The sequence below is a fragment of the Actinomycetospora sp. C-140 genome (assembly GCF_054796175.1).
The window spans coordinates 370,040-394,194 of record NZ_JBTWNF010000002.1 but is presented as its reverse complement, the minus strand read 5'-3'; the positions used below and the strand labels follow the sequence as shown (position 1 = coordinate 394,194).

The 24,155-nt window shown below is 75.5% G+C and carries 21 protein-coding genes; 9 read left to right on the top strand and 12 right to left on the bottom strand.

All coding sequences use genetic code 11. The features are described 5' to 3' along the window. Window positions 1–15: 15 nt before the first annotated feature. Window positions 16–1,260: a DNA polymerase III subunit beta gene (gene dnaN, locus ACR9E3_RS04870; RefSeq protein WP_460378925.1), complete on the bottom strand. Its 1,245-nt coding sequence runs from the start codon at window positions 1,258–1,260 to the stop codon at window positions 16–18. A gap of 991 nt (window positions 1,261–2,251) precedes the next feature. Continuing rightward, window positions 2,252–3,952, bottom strand: coding sequence for a chromosomal replication initiator protein DnaA (gene dnaA, locus ACR9E3_RS04865; protein ID WP_460378924.1), 1,701 nt, complete (start codon window positions 3,950–3,952; stop codon window positions 2,252–2,254). Between the two features lie 413 nt (window positions 3,953–4,365). Here dnaA and rpmH point away from each other — a divergent pair, with 413 nt between their 5' ends. After that, complete coding sequence (gene rpmH / locus ACR9E3_RS04860) at window positions 4,366–4,509, top strand: 50S ribosomal protein L34 (protein ID WP_285658377.1); 144 nt, start codon at window positions 4,366–4,368, stop codon at window positions 4,507–4,509. Window positions 4,510–4,620: 111 nt separating this feature from the next. Beyond that, window positions 4,621–4,974 (top strand): ribonuclease P protein component, encoded by a 354-nt coding sequence (gene rnpA, locus ACR9E3_RS04855; RefSeq protein WP_460379072.1) that lies wholly within the window; start codon window positions 4,621–4,623, stop codon window positions 4,972–4,974. On the opposite strand, the gene ACR9E3_RS04850 is transcribed toward rnpA, so the two are convergent. Further along, window positions 4,964–5,731, bottom strand: a complete 768-nt coding sequence (locus ACR9E3_RS04850) for an FkbM family methyltransferase (RefSeq protein WP_460378923.1) — start codon at window positions 5,729–5,731, stop codon at window positions 4,964–4,966. The two genes, rnpA and ACR9E3_RS04850, sit on opposite strands and share 11 nt — an antisense overlap. A 162-nt stretch (window positions 5,732–5,893) precedes the next feature. Here ACR9E3_RS04850 and yidD point away from each other — a divergent pair, with 162 nt between their 5' ends. The 7 genes from yidD to ACR9E3_RS04815 all read left to right on the top strand — a co-directional run bounded on the left by yidD (window position 5,894) and on the right by ACR9E3_RS04815 (window position 12,253). Further along, entirely contained in the window at window positions 5,894–6,328 is a 435-nt protein-coding gene (gene yidD / locus ACR9E3_RS04845) for a membrane protein insertion efficiency factor YidD (protein WP_460378922.1), read from the top strand. Further along, window positions 6,322–7,647, top strand: a complete 1,326-nt coding sequence (yidC, locus tag ACR9E3_RS04840) for a membrane protein insertase YidC (RefSeq protein ID WP_460378921.1) — start codon at window positions 6,322–6,324, stop codon at window positions 7,645–7,647. Before yidD ends, yidC begins: the two co-directional genes overlap by 7 nt. Before the next feature lie 171 nt (window positions 7,648–7,818). Beyond that, window positions 7,819–8,391, top strand: a complete 573-nt coding sequence (locus ACR9E3_RS04835; protein WP_460378920.1) for a Jag family protein — start codon at window positions 7,819–7,821, stop codon at window positions 8,389–8,391. A 76-nt stretch (window positions 8,392–8,467) separates the two neighbouring features. Next, entirely contained in the window at window positions 8,468–9,241 is a 774-nt protein-coding gene (gene rsmG, locus ACR9E3_RS04830; RefSeq protein WP_460378919.1) for a 16S rRNA (guanine(527)-N(7))-methyltransferase RsmG, read from the top strand. A 142-nt stretch (window positions 9,242–9,383) separates the two neighbouring features. Beyond that, complete coding sequence (locus ACR9E3_RS04825; RefSeq protein WP_460379071.1) at window positions 9,384–10,271, top strand: ParA family protein; 888 nt, start codon at window positions 9,384–9,386, stop codon at window positions 10,269–10,271. After that, the gene (locus ACR9E3_RS04820; RefSeq protein ID WP_460378918.1) at window positions 10,268–11,383 is read left to right on the top strand and encodes a ParB/RepB/Spo0J family partition protein; all 1,116 of its coding nucleotides are present in this window, start codon (window positions 10,268–10,270) and stop codon (window positions 11,381–11,383) included. Before ACR9E3_RS04825 ends, ACR9E3_RS04820 begins: the two co-directional genes overlap by 4 nt. Before the next feature lie 195 nt (window positions 11,384–11,578). Next, window positions 11,579–12,253: a GNAT family N-acetyltransferase gene (locus tag ACR9E3_RS04815; RefSeq protein WP_460378917.1), complete on the top strand. Its 675-nt coding sequence runs from the start codon at window positions 11,579–11,581 to the stop codon at window positions 12,251–12,253. A gap of 34 nt (window positions 12,254–12,287) precedes the next feature. Here ACR9E3_RS04815 and ACR9E3_RS04810 read toward each other — a convergent pair whose 3' ends face one another. From ACR9E3_RS04810 to ACR9E3_RS04770, 9 genes are all read right to left on the bottom strand, one after another. Further along, entirely contained in the window at window positions 12,288–13,448 is a 1,161-nt protein-coding gene (locus tag ACR9E3_RS04810) for an N-acetylmuramoyl-L-alanine amidase (RefSeq protein WP_460378916.1), read from the bottom strand. A gap of 260 nt (window positions 13,449–13,708) precedes the next feature. Then, complete coding sequence (trxA, locus tag ACR9E3_RS04805; RefSeq protein ID WP_285658361.1) at window positions 13,709–14,035, bottom strand: thioredoxin; 327 nt, start codon at window positions 14,033–14,035, stop codon at window positions 13,709–13,711. Window positions 14,036–14,081: 46 nt separating this feature from the next. Beyond that, window positions 14,082–15,182: a thioredoxin-disulfide reductase gene (gene trxB, locus ACR9E3_RS04800; RefSeq protein WP_460378915.1), complete on the bottom strand. Its 1,101-nt coding sequence runs from the start codon at window positions 15,180–15,182 to the stop codon at window positions 14,082–14,084. Window positions 15,183–15,231: 49 nt separating this feature from the next. Continuing rightward, a complete protein-coding gene (locus tag ACR9E3_RS04795) occupies window positions 15,232–15,945 on the bottom strand; it encodes a hypothetical protein (protein ID WP_460378914.1) in 714 nt (237 codons plus the stop codon). Beyond that, window positions 15,942–16,601 (bottom strand): RNA polymerase sigma factor SigM, encoded by a 660-nt coding sequence (sigM, locus tag ACR9E3_RS04790; RefSeq protein ID WP_460378913.1) that lies wholly within the window; start codon window positions 16,599–16,601, stop codon window positions 15,942–15,944. The genes ACR9E3_RS04795 and sigM overlap by 4 nt, the downstream gene beginning before the upstream one ends. 64 nt (window positions 16,602–16,665) lie before the next feature. Next, a complete protein-coding gene (locus ACR9E3_RS04785; protein ID WP_460378912.1) occupies window positions 16,666–18,630 on the bottom strand; it encodes a protein kinase family protein in 1,965 nt (654 codons plus the stop codon). Window positions 18,631–18,799: 169 nt separating this feature from the next. After that, entirely contained in the window at window positions 18,800–20,869 is a 2,070-nt protein-coding gene (gene murJ, locus ACR9E3_RS04780) for a murein biosynthesis integral membrane protein MurJ (protein WP_460378911.1), read from the bottom strand. Window positions 20,870–21,375: 506 nt separating this feature from the next. Next, window positions 21,376–23,661: a DUF6049 family protein gene (locus ACR9E3_RS04775; protein WP_460378910.1), complete on the bottom strand. Its 2,286-nt coding sequence runs from the start codon at window positions 23,659–23,661 to the stop codon at window positions 21,376–21,378. After that, window positions 23,658–24,086, bottom strand: coding sequence for an NUDIX hydrolase (locus ACR9E3_RS04770; RefSeq protein ID WP_285658510.1), 429 nt, complete (start codon window positions 24,084–24,086; stop codon window positions 23,658–23,660). Before ACR9E3_RS04770 ends, ACR9E3_RS04775 begins: the two co-directional genes overlap by 4 nt. Between the last annotated feature and the right edge of the window lie 69 nt (window positions 24,087–24,155).

The following is a 24,155-nucleotide window of genomic DNA, read 5'->3' as shown; positions in this document are numbered from 1 at the left end:
ACGGCCGGGCCGGGCTCAGCCCGGGAGTCGCACCGGCATCAGGAGGTACAGATACCCGGGACGAGGATCGGGGAGATCATCGGCGTTGTCACCCGGTCCGGGCTCGACCGCCGTGGCGCCGCCGCCGGCGGGCTCGTCGGCGTCGGATCCCCCGCCGTCGCCGTCCGCGGACTCCCCCGGTGGAGTGGCCGGGCGCAGCAGCGCCGGGCGGCTGGGGGTGGTGAACGACAGGTGCGCGTGGTCGGCACCCAGGGCCCCGAGGCCGTCGAGCAGGTAGCCGGGGTTGAACGCGATGGTCAGCGGCTCGCCGACGAACCGGCAGGAGAGCTCCTCCTCGGCGCTGCCCTCGTCGTCGCCGCCGGCGGTGAGCCGCAGCGTGTCGTCGCCGAACTCGAGACGCACCTGCGTGCCGCGCTCGGCGACCAGGGAGACGCGCTTGATGGCCTCGACCAGCGGTGCGATCTCGAGCACCGCGGCCGACGTGTGCTCCTTGGGCAGCAGCTGGCGGTAGCGCGGGAACTCCGCGTCGAGCAGGCGCGTGGTCGAGCGGCGGCCGCCGCCGGCGAGGCCGAGCAGGCCATCGCCGCGGGCGAGGGCGAGCTCGATGCGCGAGCCGGAGGAGGTCAGCGTCTTGGCCGCCTCGGAGAGCGTCTTCGCCGGGGCGAGCAGTGCGACCTCGCCGTTCTCGCCGGCGCCCGCGCTCTCGCCCGGCTCCCACGAGAACTCGCGGACCGCGAGCCGGAAGCGGTCGGTGGCGGCGAGCGTCAGGGTCGAGCCGTCGATCTCGATGCGGATGCCGGTGAGCATCGGCAGCGTGTCGTCACGACCGGCGGCGACCGCGACCTGCGAGACGGCCTGGGCGAACACCTCGGGGGCGAGCGCGCCGGCGACGGGGGGCATGTCGGGCAGCTGCGGGTAGTCCTCGGCCGACATGGTCGGGAGGCTGAAGCGGGCGTTGCCGCAGGCGATCGTGGCGCGCGGCCCGTCGACGGTCACGTCCACCGGGTGCGGCGGGAGCGCCCGCGTGATGTCCGCGAGCAGGCGACCGGAGACCAGCGCGCGGCCGGCGTCGCCGACCATGGCCGGCACCTCGACGCGGGCGGACACCTCGTAGTCGAACCCGGACACCGTGAGCGTGCCGTCGCCCTCGGTGTCGAGCAGCACGCCGCCGAGCACCGGCACGGGAGCGCGGCTCGGGAGGCTGCGGGCGACGAAGGCCACGGCGTCGGCGAGCGCGTCACGTTCGACGCGGAACTTCATCGCGGGTCCTCCCCCTGCTGACCGGTCCCTGCGGACTCGTGCTCCGGCAGGGGACGAGACCCCGGCGCGGGTCCATCACGGTAGAGCCTGCCGGAGGGGTCCGACACTCCGGGCCCGATCTCGATTCGAGCCGATCGGGTACGCGGTCGGGAGGCGTCCGGCCACCTCGGCGACGCGTCCACACCACCTGTTCTTCAGGAGTTCTCTAGAAGAGAGAAAGACAGCAGTACCAGTAGGTCCTGTGCGTGGTGTGGATCGAGCCCGTCCGCGCTGGTCGGGCGGCGCGATGCGCTGTGGACACCTCGCTCCCGGCGGTGCCCGGATCCGGGGACAGCGCGGCGTGTCCGGTGGACGGCGGAGCGTTCTCCCTTGTCGTCCCGTGCATTTCCACCGTCGTCCGGCGTATGTCCACAGAGTTGTCCCCAGCTGTGGGTCGATCGGGAGTCGAACGACTGCGGTGTGCTACCGGCCTCGGTGTTCGCCGACGAACTCGGTCGTCTCGTCGTCGGGGCGGTGCTCCAGTGGTCACGCTCGGTCGCTCAAGGGCGGTCGGATCTCGACGCAGGGTGATCAATCCGTGGCCGGAGCACTGGTGCGGAGCCAGCTCGGGAGGTGGTGGGAGCGAGGGCGTCCTCTGCTGCCTCCGACGCAGCCGGGGACGCCCTCGATCCGCGGGCGTGGTCCGAGCGCCGTCGCGAGTGATCTTCGTGGAGCGGGCCGTGGGGGCACGGGGCGCGGACGAGGGCGTCCCTCGTTGCGCCGGACGCAGCGAGGGCGTCCCCCGCTCCCCCGGCACGGAGCGAGGGCGTCCCTGACTGCCTCCCAAGCAGCCAGGGACGCCCTCGGTCGGCACGCAGTGGCCCGAACGTCGCGAGCCCCCGTCGCGAGCCCCCGTCGCGAACGGGGAATTTGCGCGCATAGAAGCAGCGAACAGCCCGTTCGCTGCATCCGCCGGGCGAGCCGCGGGCGGGGTGGGCGGGGTGGTGGAACGTCAGCCGCGGGCGCGCTGCTTGATGCGCGCGGTGAGCTCCTGGACCTGCTCGTAGGTCCGGCGCCGTTCGGCCATCTCCTTGCGGATCTTCTTGTCCGCGTGCATGACCGTCGTGTGGTCGCGGTTGCCGAAGGTCTGCCCGATGCGGGGCAAGGAGAGGTCGGTGAGCTCGCGGCAGAGGTACATCGCGATCTGGCGGGCCAGGGCGAGGGCCTTCGTCTTGCCGGGGCCGCAGAGGTCGTCGATGGACACCGAGTAGAACTCGGCGGTCACCGCCATGATCGTCGGGGCGGTGATCTCCGACTGCCGGGAGTCGGGGATGAGGTCGCGCAGGACGATCTCGGCGAGCTGCAGGTCGATCGGCTGCCGGTTGAGCGACGCGAAGGCCGTGACGCGGATCAGGGCGCCCTCGAGCTCGCGGATGTTGCGCTCGATGCGGTCGGCGATGAACTCGAGGACCTCGGGCGGCGCGGCCATCCGCTCGCCGGCGGCCTTCTTGCGCAGGATCGCGATGCGGGTCTCGAGCTCGGGGGGCTGGATGTCGGTGATCAGGCCCCACTCGAACCGGGTGCGCAGCCGGTCCTCGAGCGTCTCCAGGCGCTTGGGCGGCCGGTCCGACGACACGACGATCTGCTTGTTCGCGTTGTGCAGCGTGTTGAAGGTGTGGAAGAACTCCTCCTGGGTGCCTTCCTTGCCCTCCAGGAACTGGATGTCGTCGACCAGCAGCACGTCGACGTCGCGGTAGCGGCGCTGGAACGCGATCTTGCGGTCGTCGCGCAGCGAGTTGATGAAGTCGTTGGTGAACTCCTCGGTGGACACGTAGCGCACGCGCATCCCGGAGAAGAGGCGCTGCGCGTAGTGCCCGACGGCGTGCAGCAGGTGCGTCTTGCCGAGCCCGGAGTCGCCCCAGACGAACAGCGGGTTGTACGCGCGGGCCGGCGCCTCGGACACGGCGACCGCGGCGGCGTGCGCGAAGCGGTTCGAGGCCCCGATGACGAACGTGTCGAACGTGTACTTCTCGTTGAGCCGGGTCTGCGAGCGCGGGGCGCCGCGGGCCGGGTCCGGACCGGTGTCGCGCAGCTCGCCGGCGGGCTCGGGCCCGCCGAGGCCGCCGCGGGGCGCCCAGATCTCGTGCACCGCGGCGAGGCCGTCGCCGACCTCGTCGACCTGTTCCTCGGGGTGCGCGGGATCCGGGTTGTGCGTCACCTGCCCGACGCCGGCGGCCGCGGCGATCGCCTCGGCCCGGTACGAGGAGGTCGGCGACGACGCCGAGGACGTGGCGGCGAGGTAGCCGGTGTCGGGACCCGTGTGCGCGTGGTGCCCGTCGGACCGGGCGTCGCCGTTGGTGCGCTCGCGCTCGTCGGCGGGCAGCGAGGCGCGCGGCAGCGGCGCGGTGCTCGGACCGGCCTCCGGCGCGGGGCGGGCGCTGTGGTCGACGCGGACGGCCAGGGAGACCGGGCGGCCGATGTGGCGGGAGAGGGCGGCGACGATCGGGTCGCGCAGGGCCCGCTCGATGGCCTCCTTGGCGAACTCGCTGGGCGCCGCGAGCAGGGCGGTGTCGTCGAGGAGCCCGAGCGGCCGGGTGACGCGCACCCAGGCCCGCTGCTGCGGGGAGAGCGAGGCGCCGTCGGCCGAGCCCGCGGTGAGCTCGGCGACCACCTGGCCCCAGGTCTCGTCGAGGTCGAAGAGCTGGTCCGACATCCGGTACCCCCCTCCGTCCCCTGCGGCGGCCGCCCGTGCGTGCCGCTCGGCACCGTCGCGTGGACGCGCGCGTCCACAGCTCTGTCCACAACTGTGCACGACATCGCGCGGACGGTGACGCGCGGGTACGAGGGCGTCCTCCCCCTGACGCCCGGCCTCGGTCCCGCTCGGCGGGCACGGCCCGGGAGACCGGGAACCCGCGTCCTCGACGGGAGCACGGACGCTAACAAGCCTCCAGCACGGGCCACAACCTCCCCCCGGACGGCGGTGGCGGACGATCGAGTGGTCCTGCCGGACCGGGGTGCGACCCCGTGGGGGAGCACCGGCTACCCTGGTCGTGACCGGATCCGGCGCCCGGACGGGGCTGCCGGCACCCACGCGCTGTCGCGCGCTCGGAGCAGGAGACATCGAAAGTGGCCAAGGGCAAGCGCACGTTCCAGCCGAACAACCGTCGGCGGTCGAAGACCCACGGCTTCCGGCTGCGCATGCGGACGCGCGCCGGCCGCGCGGTGCTGGCTTCGCGCCGCCGCAAGGGCCGCGAGCAGATCAGCGCCTAGTCGGCCCGCGGGTCCGGCCCGCGCGACACGGCTCTTCCGACGGGACCGCTCCCTCGTGGACGCGGTCCCGTCGTCGTGTCCGCAGGGTCCCCGCTGCCGGCGCACGCCACCGTGCTCCCCCGCGAACTCCGGATCACCCGGCCCCAGGACTTCCGCCACGTGCTGCGCGGCGGCCGGCGCGCCGGGCGCCGCCACCTGGTGGTCCACGCGGTCGCGACCCCGGCCGCCGGCCGTCCGGACCGTCCCGCCCGCGCGGGCCTGGTCGTCGGCCGCGGCGTCGGACCGGCCGTGACCCGGCACCGGGTGAGCCGGCGGCTGCGCCACCTGCTGCGGCCGCGTCTCGCAACCCTGCCGACGGGCACCGACCTGGTGGTGCGGGCCCAGCCGCCCGCGGCGGACGCGACCTCCGCCCAGCTCGGCGACGACCTCGACGCGGCGCTCGCACGCCTGCGGCTCACGGACTGAACAGGTAGTTCCGCTCGGTGTCGACGATCCCCGCCACCGGCCGCCAGCCGGCCGACCACGTGTGCGCGCGGTACCCCAGCGCGCCGGTGAGCCGGTCGAAGAGGTCGGCGGCCGCGAGCCCGTACTTGCTGGTGTGCCGGTCCTCGATCTCCAGCAGGAGGTGGGGCCGGTGAGTCGCGAGCGTGGCGACGGCCCCGTCGACCAGGGCGCCCTCCGCACCCTCGACGTCGGCCTTCACGAGCGCGACGCGGGCGAGCCCCAGGTCGGCGACGACGGCGTCGAGCGTGTCCACGGCGACCGACTCCAGCCGGTGGCCGGCGAACTCCCGGTTGGGGCCGGCGTCCCGCGCGCCCGCGGTGAGGTACGCGCGGCCGTGCACCGGCAGGCCGCGCCGGCGGGGCACCGAGAGCTCCTGGCGCCCCGGCGCCGCGCCGAGCGCGAGACGGTGCGGATGGACGTGGTCCAGCCCGGCCGCCCGCACCCCGAGGGTGAGTGCGCGGTGGGCGCCGCGCTGGGGCTCGAAGCTGTGCACCGCACCGCCCGCCCCGACCAGGTCGGCGAGCACGTGGGTGTAGAGCCCGAACTCGGCGCCGACGTCGAGGCAGACGTCGCCGGGTCCGACGAGGTCCGGCAGGCCGAGGATCTCCTTCTCGACCACCGAGCCCCGGTGGGCGGCGGCGGCGAGGACGCGGTGCACGGCCCGCGATCGGCGGGTCCCGCCGACTCCCCGTCCGGCGGGGTGTCCGTCGATCGACACGGAACTGATCGTCCCACCCCGCCGTCCGGCCCCCGGTCCGACCCCGTGGGCGGTCGCTTCCCGGCGCGACGACGGGCACCATGGAACCGACGACCGGGGCCCACGGCACCGACGGCGGGCGGGGTGCGCGCCGCCCGGGCCCCGACGAGGAGGACGGCATCGGTGGAGGACCGAGCACCGGTGCACGCCGTGCCGGGCGATCCGTCCGCGACGGCCGGGCCGCCGGCATCCGAGCCCCCGGCGTCCGGACCCTCGACGACGCCCCCGGGAGCACCCGACGGTGAGCGCCGCTCCCCCGCGGTCCGCGCGCTCGTCGCGGTGCTGCGGTTCTACCAGCGCTGGATCTCGCCGCTGTTCGGTCCGTCGTGCCGCTTCTACCCCAGTTGCAGCGCCTACGCGATCGGGGCGCTGCGCGTGCACGGTGTCGTGATCGGCGCGGGGCTGACCCTGGTCAGGGTGGCCAAGTGCGCTCCCTGGCACCCTGGAGGCCTGGACCCGGTCCCGCCGCGCGGCGACCGGACGTGGTGCGGGTGGCCCCGCCGCACCGCCGACCCGGGGGCCGACGGCCCCCACACCGAGGAGCGAGAGACGTGCTGAACTTCATCTACTACCCCGTGTCGGCCATCATGTGGTTCTGGCACGAGGTGTTCGGCTTCGTCCTCGGGCCCGCCAACGGCTTCGGCTGGGCGCTCTCGGTCATCTTCCTCGTCTTCACGCTGCGCTCCCTGCTGATCAAGCCGTTCATCAGCCAGGTGCGCTCGATGCGCAAGATGCAGGAGTTCCAGCCGCAGATCAAGAAGCTGCAGGAGAAGTACAAGAACGACCGGCAGAAGCTCGCCGAGGAGATGCAGAAGCTCCAGAAGGAGCACGGGGTCAACCCCCTCGGCGGCTGTCTCCCGCTGCTGGTGCAGCTGCCGGTCTTCATCGGCCTGTTCCACGTGCTCAAGGGGTTCCAGCCGAACTTCCCCTACAACTACGTCTTCGACCGGGCCGACATCGAGTCGTTCAACAATGCCGACATCTTCGGCGTGAAGCTGAACGAGGCGATCGCCGGCGGCATGCAGCAGCTGGGCCACATCTCGTTCAACTTCGGCGACTTCCAGGCCCACGTCGTGCCCGTGGCGCTGCCGCTGATGATCCTGGCGGCCATCGCCACCCACTTCACCGCGCGCGTCTCCCAGCAGCACCAGAGCCCGGCCGCCGCGGCGAACCCGCAGGCCGCGATCATGGGCAAGATCACGATGTGGCTGTTCCCGATCGGCCTGCTGGTCTTCGGTGCCTTCTTCCCGATCGCGATCCTCATCTACTTCCTGAGCCAGAACACCTGGACGCTCGGCCAGCAGTTCCTCATCTACCGCAAGATCGCCCGCGAGGAGGAGGAGAAGCGCGAGCAGGCCCGCGAGCAGCGTGACGCCCTCGCGCCGAAGCCGGGCCAGAAGCCGCAGCCGGGCCAGAAGTCCCAGCCGGGCCAGAAGCCCCAGCGCGCCGCGGCGACCGACGTGGCGGTGGACGAGGACGCGGACGACGTGGCGGAGGTCGCCGAGGCGCCGGCGCCGGACGAGGCCGGCGCGCCCGCGACCACGGGCGGCACGGTCGCCGGCGGCGCCGGGAAGGGTGCGAAGTCGGGCGGCGGGAAGAAGGGCGGCTCCGGCAACGGCGGCCGCCGGGCTCCTGGGAAGGTCGGCCCCGCCCGGTCGGGCAACGCACGCCAGGGTTCGGGCAACCCGACACCCGGCAAGGTCGCCCGGGCGAACGGCGGCGCCGGTGCGAACGCGGCCAACGGGAACGGGGCGAACGGCGCCACCGCCTCCGGCGGGTCGAACGGATCGAACGGGTCCGGCAAGGGCGCGGGCGGCAAGGGTGGCCAGCTGGCGTCCTCGGGCCAGGGCAAGCGACCGAACAAGAAGAAGAAGTAGCCCGCCGGCCGGCCGGCGTCCCCGTGCGGGCGCCCGGCCGGGGCGGGCCCTCCGGTGACCGCGCGCGACGCTCCGCAGCGCGGACCCGGACCACAGGACCCGCACGCCCGCGACGGTGGCGCGGCGCGTGCCAGACAGGCTCCGTGACGGGGCCGGGCGGAAGGAGACGACGTGTCGGAGACGGTGGCGTCGCAGGACGAGGCAGGCACGGCCGAGCCGGCGGAGACGTCCGGGTCGGGCGCGCCCGCGGAGGACGCGTCGCGCGCGGAGCGCAGCTCCGAGGACCAGCTCGTCCGCGAGGGTGACATCGCGGGCGACTACCTGGAGCGGTTGCTCGACATCCTCGACTTCGACGGGGACATCGACCTCGACGTTGAGGCGGGGCGCGCCGTCGTGAGCGTGGACGGGGGCAAGGACCTCGAGAAGCTGGTCGGCGCCCGTGGCGACGTCCTGGAGGCGCTCCAGGAGCTGACGCGGCTCGCGGTGCAGCAGTCGACCGGGTCGCGCAACCGGCTGATGCTCGACGTCGCCGGGTGGCGCTCGCAGCGACGCTCCGAGCTCACCGATCTCGGGCGCCAGGCCGCCCAGGAGGCCAAGGACACCGGGCACCTCCAGAAGCTCCGCCCGATGACCCCGTTCGAGCGCAAGATCGTGCACGACGCGGTGGCGGCGGTCGGTGGCGTGCGGAGCGAGAGCGAGGGCGAGGAGCCCCGCCGTCGCGTCGTGGTCCACCCGGCGGGCTGACCACGGTGCCCGCGGCTCCGGTCCCGGTGCGTCCCGCGAGGGACCCGGGCGATCCGGTTCCACGTGGAACACGACGATGAGCACCACGCACGGCGAGCCGGCGGAGGGGGCCGGCGGCGCGGAGGCCGCCGGCGAGGTGACTGCCGTGCCGTCGACCCCGCAGGAGGCCGCGGTCGTCTTCGGCGCCCGGCTGGCGTCCGCGGAGCGCTACGTCGCCCTGCTCGCGGGGCCCGGTCTCGACCAAGGGGTCATCGGGCCGCGCGAGCTGCCGCGGCTCTGGGACCGCCACGTCCTCAACAGCGCGGCGGTCGGTGAGGTGCTCCCCGCCGACGCGACCGTGGTCGACGTCGGGTCCGGCGCCGGCCTGCCCGGTATCCCGCTCGCCCTCGCGCGACCCGATCTCACGGTGACGCTGCTCGAGCCGATGGCCCGTCGCGTCGCGTGGCTGGAGCGGGTGGTCGCCGAGCTCGATCTCGACGTCGCCGTCGTGCGGGGACGGGCCGAGGAGCGCGAGGCGCGTCGCCGGTGCGGGGAGAGCGACGTCGTCACCGCGCGGGCGGTCGCCCCGATGGGGCGTCTCGTCACATGGACGCTGCCCCTTGTCCGCCCGGGTGGGACCCTGGCGGCGATGAAGGGCGCGAGCGCCGCCGACGAGGTGGCGCGCGACCTCAAACAGATTCGCGCGGCGGGCGGGGACGAACCCCGGGTGGTGCGTTGCGGCGTGGGAGGCGCGGCGACCTCCGTCGTGCTGGTAAGTCGGAGTGAGCGACGCGGCCCCTCCCCCGGTTCCGGACGCCGCGCCCGCGGCAGGAAGGATCGTGCCCGTGACCGATCGACCGACGACGCCTAGCCGCTCGGTTCCACGTGGAACAGCGGCCACCGACCGGCCGTCCGCCGAGAAGGTGCGCGAGGCGGTCAGCGACGCGGCGGCCAGCGTCGGCGCCGGCGTCCTCGGTGCCGGGGAGGTGCTCTACCCCGACGGCGACGAGGGCATGACGCCGATCGCCGAGGAGGCCGCGCGCGCCGCGCGGGTCCTGCATCCCGAGGACCACCGCCTCCCGCGGCCCAGCGAGCGCCGGATCATCACCGTCGCCAACCAGAAGGGCGGCGTCGGCAAGACGACGAGCGCGGTCAACCTCGCGGCGGCGCTGGCGCTGCACGGCGCGCGGGTGCTGGTCGTCGACCTCGACCCGCAGGGCAACGCCAGCACCGCGCTCGGCGTCGACCACCGCAGCGGGACGCCCTCGATCTACGAGGTGCTCCTCGGCGAGCTGACGATCGACCAGGCGGCCGCGGTCTGCGAGCGCTCGGAGGACCTCCTCTGCGTGCCCGCGACCATCGACCTCGCCGGCTCGGAGATCGAGCTCGTCTCGATGCTCAACCGCGAGTCCCGCCTCAAGAACGCGCTGACCACCGAGGCGCTCGACCGGCTCGACGTCGACTACGTCGTCATCGACTGCCCGCCGTCGCTCGGCCTGCTCACGCTCAACGCGATGGTGGCCGCGCCCGAGGTCCTCATCCCGATCCAGTGCGAGTACTACGCGCTGGAGGGGCTCTCCCAGCTCCTCAACAACATCGCGCTGGTGCAGTCGCACCTCAACCCCGGGCTCCACGTGTCGACGATCCTGCTGACCATGTACGACGGGCGCACCAAGCTCGCCGACCAGGTCACCTCCGAGGTGCGCAACCACTTCGGCGACGTGGTCCTGCGGACCGTCATCCCCCGCAGCGTGAAGGTCTCGGAGGCGCCCGGCTTCGGCCAGACCGTCCTCACCTACGACCCGGGCTCCCGGGGAGCGATGAGCTACCTCGACGCCGCCCGGGAGTTCGCCGCCCGCACGATCGTGCGGCGCCAGCCCGAGGGCGAGGGGGCACGATGACGGAGAGGACCGAGCGTCGGGGCGGCCTGGGGCGCGGGCTGGCCGCCCTGATCCCCACGGGTCCTCCGGAGACCGACGGGACGGCCGCGCCGTCGCGTCACGGGCTGGGCAACCAGGCGGCCGACGTCATGTTCGGGGCGCGACGCGCCGAGGGCCCCGGCGCGGGCGAGGACGACCGGGACCACGGGAACGGCCGGGACCGCGCGGCCACGACGAACGGCGCGACGGCCGCCCCCGAGCTCTCGGGCGAGGTCGCCGGCGCGGTCTACCGCGAGGTGCGCCTCGACGGGATCCGCCCCAACCCCCGTCAGCCCCGCACCGTCTTCGACGAGGAGGCGCTGGCCGAGCTCGAGCACTCGGTGCGCGAGTTCGGGCTCCTGCAGCCGATCGTCGTGCGCGAGCTCCCCGAGCCCGAACCGGGTGTCGACGGCGGGCCGCAGCTCACCCACGAGCTCGTCATGGGCGAGCGGCGGTGGCGCGCGGCGCAGCGGGTGGGGCTCGAGCACATCCCGGCGATCGTCCGGCAGACCACCGACGACGCCCTGCTCCGCGACGCGCTGCTCGAGAACATCCACCGCGTCCAGCTCAATCCCCTCGAGGAGGCGGCCGCCTACCAGCAGCTGCTCACCGAGTTCGACGTGACGCACGAGCAGCTCGCGGACCGCATCGGGCGGAGCCGCCCGGCGATCACCAACACGATCCGGCTGATGAAGCTGCCCGTCGCGGTGCAGCGCCGCGTCGCGGCCGGCGTCCTCTCGGCCGGGCACGCCCGGGCCCTGCTCGGGCTGGAGGACGCCGGTACCCAGGAGGAGCTCGCGGCCCGCATCGTGGCCGAGGGCCTGTCGGTCCGGGCCGCGGAGGAGGCGGTGACCCTCGCCCGGGGCGGCACCACGAACGCGACGAAGCGGGCGCCGGCGCGCAAGCCGATGCACGCCCCGGGGCTCCAGGATCTGGCCGAGCGGCTGTCGGACCAGTTCGACACCCGGGTCAAGGTCGAGCTGGGCCAGCGCAAGGGCCGGATCGTCGTCGAGTTCGGCTCGGTCGACGATCTGGAGCGCATCGCGCAGCTGATGGGCCGGGACCCCTCCTCGGGCCCCTCACCCCGGGACTGATCTCCGGGGTCCGCAGCGTCGATCTGGGGGCGCCCTGAGATCGACGGAGAGCACGCTCACCTCGGGTCACCACGATCGAGGGTCGATTCGGCGGTCGAGGGAGACCGCTCGTCCACTCGGGCGACCCGGGCCCGGCGCCACGAGAGGCCGGGACACTATCCTCTCGGCGTCCGGATGTCGGGGAAGGCGGAACGCGTGTCGCGGAGCTGTGTCGGGGTCACCCTCGACAACATCGAGGAGCTGCCGAAGCAGTGTCGCCGCTGTGTGTACTGGGAGTTCCCCCCGCACCTGAGCGACCAGGCCGAGGAGTTCGGCACCGTCGAGCTCGAGAAGGAGGCCTGGGTCTCCGGGGTCCTGCTCGAGTGGGGCTCGTGCGGGCGCATCGCCCACGTCGAGGGGGTGCCGGCCGGGTTCGCGTTCTTCGCCCCGCCGACCGTGGTGCCGCGCGCCGCGGCGTTCCCCACGGCGCCGGTCTCGCCGGACGCGGTGCTCCTGTGCGGTGTGCACGTGCTCCCGGACTTCGCCGGGGAGGGGATCGGGCGCCTGCTCGTGCAGGACGTCGTCCGTGACCTCACGCGGCGCGGGGTCAAGGCCGTCGAGGCGTTCGCCGACGACTCCGAGCGCCCGCGCGCCGAGGGTCACGGCCGCACCGACGCCGGGACCCCGACCTGCATCCTGCCGGCGGCGTTCCTGCGCGCCGTGGGCTTCAAGACCGTCCAGCCGCACCCGCGCTGGCCGCGGATGCGCTTCGAGCTGAACACCGGCTTCAACTGGAAGGAGGACGTCGAGGCGGCCATCGCCCAGCTCCTGGGCTCGGTGACGATCTCGACGGCCCCCGCCGCCGCGCCGGCGCGCGTGAGCTGCGGCTAGGAGCGACCGGGCCGGCCGGCCGCGCGTCGTGCGCTCAGCGTGCGGCCGCGGGCCGGTTGGCCTCGCGCTGCAGGACCTCGGCCCAGGTGAACGTGCCGGTCGGCTTGTCGTCCTGGCCGAGCAGGTAGAGGCGCTTGACCGCGACGAGGATCCCCTCGGCGACGACGTCGCGGAAGCCCGGGTCGAGCAGGGCGGCGCGGTCGCGGTCGTTGGTGAGATAGCCGATCTCGACCCGGACGGCCGGCATGCGCGTCAGGCGCAGGAGCTCCCAGGGCCGCGGGTGCACCCCGCAGTCGAGCATGCGGGTGCGGGCGAGGAGCTCGCGGTGGATGAAGCCGGCCAGGGCCTCGCCGACCGTGGAGGTGGCGCCCGTGCCGGTGCCGAAGTGGAACGCGGCGAGGCCGTTGGCGGCCGGGCTGGCGTTGGCGTCGACGTGGAGCGAGAGCACGACGTCGGCGCCCGCGGAGTTGGCGAACCCGGCGCGCTCGGCGTCGGTGGGGCAGTCCTGCGGGCCGTGGGAGAGCAGGGCCTCCATGCCGGCGGCCGCCATCCGGCCTTCGAGCCGGCGCGCGATGTCGCCGACGAGCCCGGCCTCGGTGACCGCGTCCGGCCCGGTACCGATGAGGCCGCCGCGGTCGGCGCCGCCGTGCCCGGGGTCGATGACGATGCGCTTGCCCGACAGCCGCGGGCCGGCCTTGTGGAGCCGCTCCTGCTCGCGGAGCAGGCCGGGCCGCCCGCCGGTGACCTTCCGGCCCAGGTAGCCGAGGTGGCGCAGGGTGCGGGGCCCGCACATGCCGTCCGGGCTCATGCCGTAGTCGCGCTGGAAGCTGCGCAGCGCCTGCTCGGTCTGCCGGCCGAAGACACCGTCGGCGCGCCCCGAGTCGTAGCCCAGCTCGAGGAGGCGCTCCTGGAGGGCGAAGACGTCGTCGCCGGTGAGGGGCTGCTGGGTGTTGAGCAGGAGCATGCGGTCGCCGAGCGACCACCGGGCGTCGCGCAGGGCGCGGTAGGTGGCCGGCCCGACGATGCCGTCGGTGATCAGGCCACGGTGCTGCTGGAAGATGCGCACGGCCTGCTCGAGCAGCTCGTCGAAGAGGGCGGGCCCGGGGCCGGTCGGCTCCAGGATGCCCATCTCCTCGAGTGCTGCCCGGACCTCGGCGACCGGCGGGCCGGCGTCACCGCGGCTCAGCAGCTGCATGCACTTCGCTCCCGATGGTCCGCGTCCGCGTCCGGGACGTCTGGCACGTAGGTGTCGTCGCGCTTCACTGGAGCCTCATTGTGCCCTGTCCGGCGCGTCACGCCGTGCAGTGGGGCGCCGCCGCGGGTCACGGTTCGGGCTCGCCGAGCGGACACGCGACGGCGCCGGGTGCCCGCCGATGATGACGGACGCCCGGCGCCGTGGCGATGGACGGCCGGATCCGGACCGTCGCGGCCCGATCGGCCGTGCTCAGACGGTGCTCAGGAGATGACGTCGGAGAGGTCGTCGAGCAGGACCGACTTCGGCTTGGCGCCGACGATCTGCTTGACCGGCTTGCCGCCCTGGAAGACCAGCAGCGTCGGGATCGACATGACCTGGTAGTCGCGCGCGGTGGCGGGGTTCTGGTCGATGTCGAGCTTGGCCACGGTCAGCTTGTCGCCGTGCTCGGCGGCGATCTCCTCGAGCACGGGGGCGACCATCTTGCAGGGGCCGCACCAGGTCGCCCAGAAGTCGACGACGACGGGCTTGTCGCTGCCCAGGACCTCGTCGGCGAAGGTGGCATCGGTGACGTTCACGGGCGCGCTCATGGCGTTCCTCTCAGGGGTGTGGGGTCGGGAGGTCGATGGCGGGCGATCAGGACGGGGCGGGGACGGCGTCGCCGGCGGGCTCGGGCGATCCCTCGTCGACGGAACCCACCGAACCACCGCTGGTGTCGGGTCCCACGGAAGCGAGGCCGTTCGTGGCGCCACCGTCCACCCCCGGGGTGGGCGGCGGGGCGGTCTCGGTGCCCGCGTCCGCCTGCTCGGCGAGCCAGCGCTCGGCGTCGATGGCGGCCTGGCACCCGCTGCCGGCGGCCGTGATGGCCTGGCGGTACGTGTGGTCCACGAGGTCACCGCAGGCGAACACGCCGGGCAGGTTCGTGCCGGTGCCGGGCAGGGCCACGCGCACGTAGCCCTCGTCGTCGGTGTCGACGGCGTCGCGCACGAGGCCGGAGCGCGGGTCGTGACCCACGGCGACGAAGAAGCCGGTGACGGCCAGCGTCTCCTCCTCGCCCGTGGCGACGTTGCGGACCCGGACGCCCTCGACGGTGTTCTCGCCGAGGACCTCCTCGACCACCGTGTCCGTGCGGATCGTGATCTTCGGGTCCTGCTTGGCGCGCTCCAGCATGATCGCGGAGGCCCGGAACTCGCTGCGCCGGTGCAGGATCGTCACCGACCGGGCGAAGCGGGTGAGGAAGGTGGCCTCCTCCATCGCGGAGTCGCCGCCGCCGACCACGACGATGTCGTGCTCGCGGAAGAAGAAGCCGTCACAGGTGGCGCAGGCGCTGACGCCGCGGCCGAGCAGCCTCTCCTCGCCGGGCACGCCGAGGTACCGGGCCTGCGCACCCATCGCGAGGATGACCGCCCGGGCGCGGTGCCACGTGCCGTCGACCCGCACGGCCTTGACGCCGTCGCCGGAGCCGGTGAGGTCGATCGCGTCGACGTCCTCGGGGCGCAGGTCCGTCCCGAAGCGCTCGGCCTGGCGGCGCATGCGGTCCATGAGCTCCGGGCCCTGGATCTCGTCCGCGAAACCCGGGTAGTTCTCGACGCCGGTGGTGGTCATCAGGGCGCCGCCGAACTGGCTGCCCTCGAAGACCAGGACGTCGAGCTGGGCGCGCGCGGCGTACACGGCGGCCGTGTAGCCGGCCGGGCCCGAGCCCACGATGATCACGTCGCGGATGGTCTGGTCGCTCACGTGGGCGTCAACGTCGCAGACCACGCGAGGATTCCCCGTGCGGCACCGCTCACCGGCCGACCGTCGTGTCGGACACGGTGAGCGGTGCGCCGGCGGCGCACCCGGGCTCCACCACCAGCAGGCGGAACCGTGCGGCCACCCCGGTGGGCAGCACGAGCAGCACGCCGGGGCGTCCGTCCACCACCACCTCGCGGGCACCCACCGGGCGGACCCCGGCGGGCACCCTGTGCGCGGCGAGGCACCCGGCGAGCCGGTCGGTGTCCGCGAGCGGCCCGTAGTCGCTGCGCCCGAGCCCGGCGCGCAGGGCGGCCGGGCCGTCGCCGCCGGCGAGGACCGGGACCTCGGTCCCTCCCGGGGCCGTCGGCGCGGGTCCCGGGGCCGCGGTCGGCGGTGCTGGCGTGGGGCCGGAGCCGGCGGTGGCCGACGCCGCCACGGCGGCGGCGACCGCGACGACGGCGACGGCGGCCGCCGCGGCGACGAGCCACCGGGCCGAGGGGCGGCGCCGGAGGGCCCCGTCCGCCGGGCCGGCCGACTCCCCGGCGTCGGACCGCCCGGCGTGGAACGGCCGGGCTCCGGACTGTTCGGGTTCCCCGGCGTCGCGTTCCCGGGCCAGCGCGCGGTCGATGTCCGCGAGGAGCCCGGACGGCATCGCGGGTGTCCGTGCGCCGTACTCCGCGAGGTCGGCCCGCGTGCGCTCGAGGGCCGCGGCCACGGCCGGATCGGTCGGGTCCGGGAGATCCGCCACGCGGTCGTCGTCGCTCATGACCCACCTCCCGTCCGCTCGGTGCCCCTCGCCTCGTCGCCGGCACTCATGGGTTGGACGTCGCCGGCCGTCCCGTCGTTCCCCCGGGCCGGATCGCGGGCCCGTCCGGGCGGCTGCAGATGGCCGAGCAGCCCGCTGAGGCGGCCGCGCGCCCGGTTGCACCGGCTCTTGATGGTGCCCTCCCGCACGCCGAGGATCGCGGCGGTCTCGGCGACGGAGAAGCCGTGGACGTCGACCATCACCACGGCGAGCCGCTGCCCGTCCGGCAGGGTCGCGAGGGCCTCGGCGACGGTGAGGCGGGTCAGGTGGTCGTCGATCCCGTCGCGAGGGGTGGGCAGCTCGTGCCCGGCGAGGGGCTCGGTGGCGCGGGCGCGACGCCGCCGGATCCGGTCGAGGCAGGCGTTGACGACGATGCGGTGCAGCCACGTCGAGACCTCCGACTCGCCGCGGTAGCGGTCCGCTCCGCGCAGCGCGGAGACGAACGTGTCCTGGACCGCGTCGCTGGCGTCCTCGCGGTGGTCGAGCGTGCGGAACGCGAGGAGCCAGAGCCGCTCGGCGTAGCGCCGCACGAGCTCGTCGAACGCGCCGTCCTGCCCGGCCACGTGCGCCGCGAGCAGCTCGCGGTCGCTGCGCGGGTCGGGCGGTGGGCCGGGCACGAGCCCGGACGCTAGCCGCCGGCCACGACCCGCCGGTGCCGTTCGGACAAGCTCGTGGGCCCGGTCAGGACCCGGCGCGCTGGATCGTTACCTCGGCCAGCTCGCTGACGTACTTGTCGTCGTCGTCCTGCCCGAGCGCGGTGATCCAGATGAGGAGGTTGCCGGTCGGCGGCGCCGCCTGGAGGGGGATCGTCAGCGTGTCCTCGTCGACCGTCCCGGCCCCGAGGAGCTGGGTCTGGGCCACCGGCACGTCGGGTCGGGCGGCCGCCCGGACCTCGATGCGGGTGCCCGGGCTGGGCGAGCGGACCGTCACCGCCGCGACCTGGGCCGGGGCCGTGAACGTCGTCATCATCCCGATCCCCGGCTTGAGGGCGGGGAGCTGCTGGCGGTAATCCGAGGTCGACCACGTGGTCGACGGGTCGTTGTCCGCGGCGCGGTTGATGCGCGTGGGGTTGTCGGGGCTGCCGGCCGGGCTGTACACGGCCACGCTCGAGAGCTGCACCGGCCCGGACGGGGCCGGCGACGGCGAGACGGGCGCCGGCGAGGGTCCGGCCGGGGCCGCCGGCGCGGCGCTCGGTGCCGCGGTGTCCGGGATGACGACCACCGGCGGCGCCGACGAGCCGCCCCCGGCGACGACCGACACGACCTGGTAGGTGACGAAGCCCAGGATCGCGAGGGTGGCGATGACCAGCGCCGTCACGCCGATGCGCAGCTTGCGGCGGCGCTCGGGGTCGGGACCGGGCTCGGGCACGGCGTCGTCGTGCCAGACCTCGGTGGGGTCGTCGGCGTCGATCGTCTGCCCGTCCTCGAGGACGGGCAGCAGCACCCCGTCGTCCTCGAGGCCCTCGCGCATCTGGACGACGAGGCGGTGCACGGCGGCCGCGGTGCGGATGCCGCCGTCGGAGTCCAGCGTGCGGTCGACGAGCGCGCCGAGCTCGACCGGCAGGTCCGGGCGCAGCTGGCGGGCCGGCACCGGCCCCCCGCCCGGGGCGTGCGGCGCGGGCCGCAGGCCGGCGGGCGTCGGGACGCCCTCGGACCCGGGCCAGCGGGCCGTGAGCAGCAGGTAGAGCAGCGCACCGAGCCCGTGCACGTCGTCGGCGTTCGTCGCGTCGCCGCGCGGCATCGGGAACGCCAGGCGGGTGGCGGCGCGGGCGCTCACCCGGACCCGCTGGGGGTGGTCGAGGCCCAGCACGAGGCCCGAGCGGTGCGCCGCGGCCACCGCGTCGGCGAGGGGTTCGATCACCCGCAGGGCGGCGCTGGGGCGCAGGGGCCCGTCGGCGACCAGCTCGGCGAGATCGCGTCCCGGGGTCCACTCGGCGACGGCGGCACCGAGCACGCCGGTGGGCAGCGGCGAGCCCCCCGGCCGCACGACGTCGAGGATGCGGGCGGCGTGCGGGTGCTCGAAGTGCGCCGACCGCGTGGCGCGGGACAGGGCGGCGGACGCCCTCGCGTCGCCCTGCCACGAGCCGACCAGCAGCGTCACCGCGACGTCGCGCTCGAGCATGATGTCGCGCGCCTTCCACAGCGCGGCGTCCGCGCTGCGGTCGCGGCCGACCTCGGCCACCAGCCGGTACCGGTCCGCGAGCAGCGTGCCCGGCATGAGCGCGCTCGGCGCCGGGATCGGGCCGGATCCCGGTCCCGTCCGGACGGGACCGCGCCCGGGGCGCCGGGGGCCGGCCGCCGGGAAGGGTGCGGACGGGGGGCCGGGAGGGCCGGCGGGACCGGGCCCCTGGGCCGCCGGTCCGCGGGGGCCGCGGCCGGCGCCGCCACCTCCGGGCGGCGGGCCCGGAGGCACGGTGCCGGTGGCCGGTCCACCGGACCCGTTCGTGCCGGACGCCGCGCCGCCGGCCTCGGCGGCGCGGGGGACGTGGGTGGTGGGGCCGTCGATGCCGACACCGCGGCGGGTGGGCGCACCGCTGGGGGCCGGCTCCTCGGGGCCGTCCTGCGCGGCGACCCGGGTCGTGGCCTCGACGCCGCCGGACCCGGAGCCGTCCGGACGCTCCTCGTGCTCCGTCCGGCCCTCGGTCACCTCGGGCTCCGCGGGGGCAGGTCCGGTGGTCGTGCTCTCCGGAGACGGTTCGCCCGCCACGTCCTCACCTCCCCCACGAATCCGGCCGAGCCTACGGGACTCCGGTGCCGCCTCGGGGGACGCCGTACCGGTGCCGTGGGTTGCTCGATGGGCCCCTGAGCCACCCGTTCTAGGCCGCCGGGGCGCGCCCCCGACCGACCAGACGGCGCAATCGGGACACGACGGGGTCGAGCTCCGGCACCCGCAGGAGGCGCATGGCCACGGCGACGACGACGAGGAACGCCACCGACCCGACGACCAGCACGAGCCAGGACCGCAGGACGAGCGACACCCCGCCCCCCAGGACCCGTTCGAGCAGCGTGACGACGAGCACGGCGACGAGCACGGCGACGAGCGAGGCGAGCAGCGTCAGGACGAAGGTCCGCAGGACGCGCCGGGTGTGGAGGTGCCCGAGGCGTACCCGCAGCCAGATGTTGCCGACCACCAGCCCGATGACGAACCCGAAGGCGTTGACCGCGGCCAGTCCGAGCACGACCTGCTCCGGCGGGAGGAGGACCGGGCAGAGGTAGGCCATCGGCACCTTGATCGCGGTGATGATCACCATGATCAGGGTCGGCGTGCGGGCGTCGTTCATCGCGTAGAAGACGCGCATCTGCAGCATGACGACGGCCATGGGCAGCAGACCGAAGGCCGACGCGGCCATGGCGCCGCCGAGGGCCGCGGCACCCTCCGGTCCCGACCGCCCGACGCTGAACAGCGCGACGCCGAGCTGGGAGCCGAACACCGTGAGCAGCGCGCTCATCGGCAGCAGCGTCACGGTCGACAGGCGCGTGCCCAGCGAGAGGTCGGACACCACCTGGTCGGTGCGGCCGTTGGCGGCGGCGGCGCTCATCCGCGGCATGAGGGCGGTCAGCAGGGACACGCCCAGCACGCCGTAGGGCACCTGGATCAGCAGCCAGGCGTAGCTGTAGATCGCGGGCCCGCCCTCGTCCGAGCCGGACGCGACCCGGGTGATCGCCGCGAGGCCGACCTGGCTGACCAGGACGTAGCCGACGACCCACGCCGCCAGGCCGCCGAACGCCGAGAGCCGGGTGTCCCACCCGAAGCGCCACTTCCAGTGGAAGCCGACCCGGCGCATGGCCGGCAGCATCACCCCGGCCTGCACGACGATGCCGAGGGTGCTCCCGACACCGAGCACGAGCAGCTGCGCGGTGGAGATGCCCTCGGGCGGCGAGGGCAGCATCGCGTAGACGCCCAGCGCGATCAGCGCCACGACGTTGTTGAGCACCGGCGCCCAGGCCGCGGGGCCGAAGTTCGCCCGCGAGTTGAGGATCGCCCCGAACAGGGCGCCCATCCCGTAGAAGAAGATCTGCGGCAGGAGCAGGTAGGCGAAGTCGACGGCCAGGTCGACGTTGACGTCCGCGGCCAGGTAGGGCCGGATGAGCAAGGGGGCCGCGACCACCGCGAGCGTCGTGGCGACGAGGAGTCCGACCGTCGCCCCGGACAGGAGCTTCTGGGCGAAGGCGTCGCCGTCGTCCCCGTCCTCCTTGGCGGCGCGGACGAGGACGGGGATGACGACGCTGGTCAGCACCCCGCCGAGCAGGAGCTCGAAGATGATGTTCGGCAGGGTGTTCGCGACGTTGAACGAGCTGCCGACGAGGTTCAGCCCGACGATCGCGGTCAGGCCCAGCGTGCGCAGGAAGCCCGTGAGCCGGCTGACCAGCGTCGCGACGGCCATGCCGCCCGAGGCCTTGACCAGCGCGCGGTCGTCGCGGCCGGGCTCGTCCACCGGCGCGCGGGGCGCCGGGACGGCCGGGGCCTCCTGCTCGAGCGGCAGGCGCGGGAGCAGCACGGTCTCGTCGGCCGCGCCGCCGTAGCTCCACGACGCCAGCGGCGCCGGGGTCCCGACCCGGACGGTCCGCTCCTCGCGGGGCGGACGGGCCGCGGCCGCGAGCGTCTCGGTCCGCTCCGGATCGGCGGCGTCGGCGAGGGCACCGTCGGCCTCGAGGGCGTCGATCGCGGCGGTCGGCGCGGTGAGCCCGGTGGTCGACGGCTCGGCGGGACCGGCCCCGGGCGGCGCGCCGGGGGGCCTCGGCGGGAGCCCGGGCCCGGGGGGCGTGGCGCCACCGTGGACGGGCGGCGCCCCGGGTCCGCGGGGCGGCCCGGGAGGTCCCGGTGGGCGAGCGGGCGGGCGGCCTCCCGGCGGGGCGCCACCGCCCGGCCCGCCGGCCTCCGACACGGGCGGGTCGTGCGGTGCGCCGTTCCGGGGCACGGCGGGAGGTGCTCCGGCGGGCGGCGGTCCCGCGGCGGGTGGTCCGTGGCCCGGCCCGGGAGCGGGCGGGTGCGGTGGCGGGCCGGGAGGAGGACCCGGGGGCGGCGGCGCCGGCACCCGCGGTGCGCGGTCACCGGGCCGGCCGCGTCCGGACGGTCCCGGAGGGGGCAGCGGCGGCCGACCCGGACCACCCGGGGCCGGGCCCGGCGGCGGTCCGCCGGCGGGCGATCCGGGGGGCGCCCCGCCGCGGGCTCCGGGCGGGGGCGGCGGGGGCACGACCTCCGGCGCGTCCGGGTGGGACGGCGGAGCCGGGGGTGTGGGCGGGTGCTGCTGCTGGTTCGCGTGCTGGTGCTGGTTCGGGTGCTGACCGGGGTACACGGCGGCGTCCGGCGTCCGCCCGGGGCGCTGGGGTGCGTCCGGGCCGACGTCGTCCGCCTGCGCGTCGTCGCGCCGGCGGTCGGGCTGGCCGGCGCTCATCGTTTCTGCAGCTCGCGGGTCGGGAGATCCTGCGGATCCGTCGTGGTGGGGCCCCCGCGACGCCGACTGCGGCGGGACCTCCGGTCGCGCCGGGCCGCCCGGACCCGGCGAGCGATCCGCACGCTCGCCAGGATCACCAGCACGAGGGCTGCGGACGCGGTCAACCACACCGTGATCGTGCCGTAGGCCGTCGATCGCAGCAGCAGACGAGCCGTGGGCCCGAGAGGTTCACCCCCCGGTGTCTGGGCCCGCGCGTCCACGGCGAACTGCCCGGCGCGGGTGACCTCGACCTCCACCTGCACCTGGCGACTGCCGAACGCGGGCACCGTGAGCTGGGGCAACGGTGTGGTCCGCAACCCGTTCGTCGGTTCCAGCACCACGTCGACCCGCACCGCGACGGGCAGGCGGTTCTCGACGGTGAGCAGCAGCGGGGCGTCGTTGCTGCCGAGCGAGTACGACCCGGACGGCTGCACGACGCGCACGAGCGAGCGCAGCTCGTCGTTCTGCCGCTCGACCGCGCCGACGGCGGCGTCCTGCGCGGCCGGGTCGCCGCGCCACGCCGCGGACAGGCTGCGCAGCACGCCGTCGGTCAGCGGCTCGACGAAGTCCGACGGCGAGGGCGCGCCGACGCCGTCGCGCTCGGTGGCGGCGAGCAGTTCGCGCTGGCGGTCCCGGACCTGCCCGGCCCGGGCGACGACCGACGGCTGGAGACCGTCCGCCGCGGAGAGCCCGGAGCGCGAGGACAACGACGCCGTGGGCAGGGGCGTCCCGGCGCCGACGGGCGAGAGCAGGCTGCCCAGGTCGGCGGGCCGGGCGAGGCCGAGACGGGCGAGCTCGTCCACCGCACCGAGCAGGGCCCCCGCCTCGGCGCCGTTCGCCGCCCAGTCGATCGGCGGGGCGACGACGTCCACCGGCGGGCTCCCGGTGCCCGGGCCCTGCAGGGCACGCAGGGCGAGCGCGCCGACGGCGTCCTGGGCGGCGAGCGCGCCGGGGGTCCCCGCGGGGCTCGCGACCGCCTCGTCGGTGCGCGGCGCGAGGGCGGCGGCGGCCACGGGGTCGAGCGTCACCGCGGTGGGCGCGGCACCGGCAGGCCCGGGCAGGCGGGCGAGCGCGCCGGCGGGCGGGTCGCCGTCGAGCACGTCCGGGTCGAGCAGGAGGTTCCGGGTGCCGCCCGCCGTGAGGTCGGCGAGGCTGCGCTCGTCGACGAGCCCGCCGGCCGGCCAGACCGTGTCGGGCACCGGGGTCACGCCGAGCAGCTCGGCGACGCGCCGCGTGCCGGTCGCCACGGCGGCGGTGGTGAGATCGGTGAGGTTGCCCCGGGCCGTCGCGACGAGGTCGGTGTCCGCGTAGGGCAGCGCGGTCACGCACCGCCCCCGGGCCTGCGCGCGGACGGCGTCGAGCCACTGGCCGGCCGCCGCCGCCCCCGCTCCGGGCCGCGAGCCGCCGTCCGGCGTCCGCACCTGGTACCCGCCGGCCATGGCCTGCGCGGTCTCGAGCAGGTCGGCGTCGACGGCGAGGCACACCGAGCGTGCGGCGGCGGAGCCCGCGGGAGCGGCCTTCCCCAGCGCGTCGACCAGGCCCGCGAGACGCCCGCCCGGGGCGAAGGACGTCGCCAGGTCGTCGTCGGCGAGCAGGGTGGGGGCGCCGGGGACCACGGGCAGACGACGCGGACGGTCGGCGAGGGGGTAGAGCACGGAGATGCTCGTGGCGCGGTCCGCGGGGGGCGGGGTGGCCGGCCGCCCGCCGGGCACGCCGAGGACGGGCAGCAGCACGGGCACCGCGCCCAGGCGGCTCGTGCCGGCACCACCGACGCTGCCGGTGGCCTCGACCCGCAGCGGGAGGACTCCGCTCCGGGCGGCGAGCGCGTCCGTGCCGGTGAGCGGGACCCGCAGCGTGAACGGCGCGTCCTGGCCGGGCTCGACGGTCGGCGGCGCGTCGACGCGGGCGCGGACCGCCTGGGTGGCCCCGTCGCCGTCGAGGGCGTCGACCGCGCCCCGGGACCCGGAGACCGCCGAGCCCTTCGCGAGGCGCACGGTGAGGTCGCGGACGGCCACCGCCGACCGGTTGGCGACGTGGCCGGTGACCACCAGCTCCCCGGGCCCGTCGGCGGTGACCGCGCGCGGGGTCATGCCGTCGAGCACGAGGGAGACGGCGGTGTCGTCGTCGGGCGCCTCCGGTGCGGCCGGTGCGGCCGCCGCGGACGGCGCGGCGACGAGGGCGACGAGCAGGCCGACGAGGAGGAGCAGCCCCGCCGCGTACGCCCGCGGCGGGCGGCGGCTCACGCCGACTCCTCCAGGATCTGGGCGGCGCGCCGCACGAGGCGGCGCTCGTCGGCGTAGGCCAGCCTCCGGTCCAGCTCCGCGAGCGGCACCCAGGCCACCTCGGTGACCTCGACGTCGGCGTCGGAGAGCTCGCCGCCGTGGGCCCGCAGCAGGTAGTGGTGCACCGTCTTGTGGATCCGTCGGTCCTCGGCCACGAACCAGTAGTCGATGCTGCCGAGGAACGCCCGCACGGACGCGATGATGCCGGTCTCCTCCTCGACCTCGCGCACCGCGGCCTGCTCGGCGGTCTCGCCCTCCTCGAGGTGGCCTTTCGGCAGGGACCAGAGCAGGCGGCCGCGGCGGTCGAGCCGGCCGATCAGGGCCGCGCTGGCGCCGGTGGCGTCGACGACGAGGCCTCCCGCCGAGGTCTCGTCGACCGTGCGCATCCGCCGTCGGGAGCCCCGTCGGCGCCGGTCGCCGGACCGGCGGGACGGGGTGGACACGCTCGCGATCGT